The 3,880-nt window shown below is 48.6% G+C and carries 3 protein-coding genes; all 3 read right to left on the minus strand.

The window, feature by feature from the left end:
- Positions 1 to 1,095 (minus strand): 2Fe-2S iron-sulfur cluster-binding protein (locus MHN01_RS19450; protein ID WP_239412865.1); only part of this gene is annotated, 1,095 nt, incomplete at its 3' end.
- 2 nt (positions 1,096 to 1,097) lie between these two features.
- Positions 1,098 to 1,892, minus strand: coding sequence for a molybdopterin-dependent oxidoreductase FAD-binding subunit (gene ygfM, locus MHN01_RS19455; RefSeq protein ID WP_239412866.1), 795 nt, complete (start codon positions 1,890 to 1,892; stop codon positions 1,098 to 1,100).
- Between the two features lie 367 nt (positions 1,893 to 2,259).
- Entirely contained in the window at positions 2,260 to 3,654 is a 1,395-nt protein-coding gene (locus MHN01_RS19460; RefSeq protein ID WP_239412867.1) for an MATE family efflux transporter, read from the minus strand.
- Between the last annotated feature and the right edge of the window lie 226 nt (positions 3,655 to 3,880).

Raw genomic sequence — 3,880 nt, forward strand, 5'->3', positions numbered from 1 at the left:
AATTTGGCCATTAACCGACGCGGCAATATTCTTGCGTGGCTCACAGCCAATCGGGAAGTTAACAATCAGCTTACCTTCACGCGGATCGGCATTTTTGTTCTGCTCGTCCAGATCAGCCGGAGCGCCTGCCAGATACTCAATTGGCTCGTTGTGGATAATCGGCGCATCAGGGGCCTGAGCCTCATCAATACTCATTACCGGCTTAAGCACTTCATATTCAACATCAATCAACTTAAGTGCGGCTTCGGCAATTTCAACGCTCTCAGCAACAACTGCAGCTACACGGTCACCGACGTGGCGCATTTTCTGGCCGAACATACGACGGTCTAGTGGCGATGGCTCTGGGCCAGTCTGGCCACCCGGAGTATATGGAATATCTGGGCAGTTTTCGTGAGTGATGATATGAACAACGCCTTCCAGCGCTTCGGCCTTGCTGACATCCAGGCGCTTGATCCAGGCATGAGGATGCGGGCTGCGCAATACCTTAAGCACACAGGCATCTGCCGGAATGCGGTCTTCTACGTAGCAAGGCTTGGCCTGAACCATTTTCACCGAGTCATCTTTCGGACTGACCTTACCGACTACATCCAGCTCATCACAAAATTCCGGGGCAACCTCTTCATTGTAATCAGGGGTGTTTTTACGCTTCGCTGCCAGCTCTACGACTTGGTAGAACTGTTGATAACCGGCATCTCGGCTAAATAAGCCAGAGAGCGCATCGTCAATCTCTTCACGCGTCGGCTCGGCAATACGATCAAGCAGTTCAGTGATGATCAAAGCAGCGGCAGGATCGTTATAACCTGACTGCACCACACCCACGTCGATCATCGCCTGCTGGACGACACCCAGCTTATTGTGTGTGCTAAGTGATTCAGCGGTGCGAACTTCGGTACCTTCCAACTGGGCGGCAATTAATAGTGAGGCGTTAACCAGCTCGCCATTTAACAAAATTACGTCTGACCCGGCAAAACCAAAGCCATCATCGCTGTTACGTACAGAGTGAAGGCCCATACCGTGAAGTAACTTCTGAACATTTTCACCAGGCTGGCACTGAAGTTCCTGAGAGCGGCCGTTGAGAGTAAATGTAATAGTCATGGTTATGCCTCCTCAGCCAGATGCTGACACTCAGCCAGTAAATCTGTTACAACAACGCCGGCAATATAGCGCTTATATTCAACACTACCGATAATATTGGCCACAGGGTGAACGGCATCGGCCACGGCCTGCTCTAACAGTTCACCTTTTAAATCCTGCTTTTCAATGTCGCGCAAACGAATAGGTCTCGCTGCACCATTACGCGTTGGTGACACGCCATCAAGAGCGATAATTTTATTCCCTTCCTTATCGATAGATACAGCGGCAGTCACAACCGCCAAACCTGCCGCAGAGCGGACAATGTTGTATCCGATGCAGGTGAGGCTCACATCAGGGATGATCACTTTGGCAATCAAATCGCGCTCATCAGCTTCAATATAGTCTTCGACTTCGATCTCTCGTCCATCGGCCAGCACAACACGCGCTTTAAGCGCCATCAAACTTGGAACCAATAATGCTTCAGGCTGGAAGGCTGCAATCTCACCCCCCAAAGTGGCCTGGTTGCGCACGTGACGTGAATAAATAAATGCCGCAGCCTGCTTAAGAGCGACTGGCACCAGCTCACTGTCAATCAGGTTCTGAATGCGGCACATCGCACCGATATGCAGGGCTTCACCATGTTGTTCAATTTTGTCGAAGGCCAGGTTATCAAGCGAAATCGCTACCGTTTTTTCGGTTTTGCTCGGTGCGGCATTTAGCTTGGAACCACCGGCAAACCAGGTTGCAGCGCCTGCATGTTGCTGCATTAAGTCGAGTGCTTGGGCAGTAGAGTCCGGTCTCAAGTAGTGTTCAATCATTTTTCTTACCTTTTTAGAATTCTACTTATCTATAAATTCATGCTCTCTTTAGAATCAGAGGTAATGAAGATTTTTTAATATTCTTAAGCACTAAAAAGGCAACTATTGAGCCAAACTTGGCAGTCACTATAATAAGAGATGAGTTTCGTGAGCGCGGTCAGAAATCGGACCCGAAATGAGATCTGCATCATCATTCATTTTCATATTCACCCTGGGGATAAACACTTATTTAACATGCTAAATAAGATTGCTTCTCAGTCCGTTAAAATCACCTATCAAAATAATATTTTTACTATCAATTTGATAACTATCAACAGTGATAGTTGATAATCAGCAACTTGGGCTGTGCCAGCTTTGACAACCAATCTCAAGTGCTTGGCAGCGGAGACTTTTCTTCCTTATCATGTTCTTCAGTCAGGTTGTTCACCCAGCGCAAACTAGCGAGCCTTCGCATCGCTGGATAGAGTTTCACCAGCTCTTCACTTGTCATCATCAGAAGTACAAACGGCAGAGACCACTCCAGCCAGATAGCAGCAAAAGCCGTTACTGGGATCGCCCATACCCACTGGCAGACTATATCCATATTCATGCAAAATTTTGCATCGCCCCCCGCTCTCAGCACACCGACAATCACAGTAATATTGACTGTCCGCAGCAATATACTCAGCGCCAACACCGGGAAGCAACGGCTTGCCAGTTCCAGTACCTCAGAGCTGACCTCGGTATACAAAGAAATAATGAGCGCCTCTGCCAGCAACAGCAGTCCTCCCAATGCCACGCCTACCACAACTGACGTTTTAAGCACATAGGTTGAATACGTTTTACTGAGTGAAAACTTACCGCTGCCCAATGAATTACCCACCAAAATAGCCGTCGCACTCGACAGGCCATGCGCTACTGACAATGCAAATGACTCCAGTGGCGTCAGGATAGCCATCGTCGCCAACTCGACTTCTCCGATTCGCCCAAGCAGCAGGTGATAGGTGAACATGCCGCCACTCCAAATTAAGCTGCCAGCTATGATCGGCAAAGATATTTCAAAATAGCGCTTCACTATCTTTTTATGAAAAGCACTTATCAGGTGACTGATACCGAACGCCAATACCGGGTAGAAACGATATATAACCACCAGCAAGATGACAACCCGGACTGAACGCGCAATCACGGTACCTACCCCGGCCCCTATCAGCCCCAGTGCCGGTGCCCCCAGATGTCCGAAGATCAGCACGTAGTTCAGTACAATGTTCAGGCCGATCTCAACCAGGGAAATGAAGAGATTAATTTTGGTCTGGCCAATAGATCGCAGGGCGGCATCCAGGGTGATCGTCGGCCCGGCAAGAAATATCGCAATCCCCAGCAACTGCAGATAACCAGCTGCCAGCTCCATTGTCTCTGCACTCGGATCAAATAAGCCGGGGATAAAAGTCGGGAAAAAGCCGCAAACCAGAAGAAACAGCGACGATGACAATGTTGCTATCGCAGTGCCGAGAGCAAAGTTTCGTTTTAGCCCTTCTTCGTCCCGAGCTCCCCAGTACTGGGCCAGCAAAACGCCCATTCCTGTTCCCATTCCCCAGATACAGGCGCTGGCTAGCCAAAATACACGAGCACCAATACCCGATGCGGCCACTTCCTGAGTGCCTAGCTGACTCACCATCAGGTTATCAATAAAGCCTAAGCTACTGAACAACAGGCTCTGCAACATCAGTGGCACACCCAGCACCACTAACCGGCGAAGATAATAGGAATATGATTGCTCGACCACTTGCTCTCCTTAGCAATTTACCAAGGGTATCTATACCCGGATCAATAATATTTTCCTTACTATATAGATAGTTATAGAAATATCCTAAGTGTAAGCAATGAAAATTCATCCGCTCTTTTTCGGCAGATGTCACTAGAGCCTACTGGCCCGGTAAAGGGGCAAAAAAGGGGGGCCGACTGGCCCCCATAAATTGAAAGAAAAGAAAATAAGAGGAAGGTTGTAACCT

Source organism: Photobacterium sp. OFAV2-7, assembly GCF_022347985.1.
Classification (GTDB): Bacteria; Pseudomonadota; Gammaproteobacteria; order Enterobacterales; family Vibrionaceae; genus Photobacterium.

What these genes read in the sequence shown, in the direction of transcription:
- ygfM (WP_239412866.1), bottom strand. Translation starts at nt 1,892, where the DNA reads ATGATTGAACACTACTTGAGACCGGACTCTACTGCCCAAGCACTCGAC.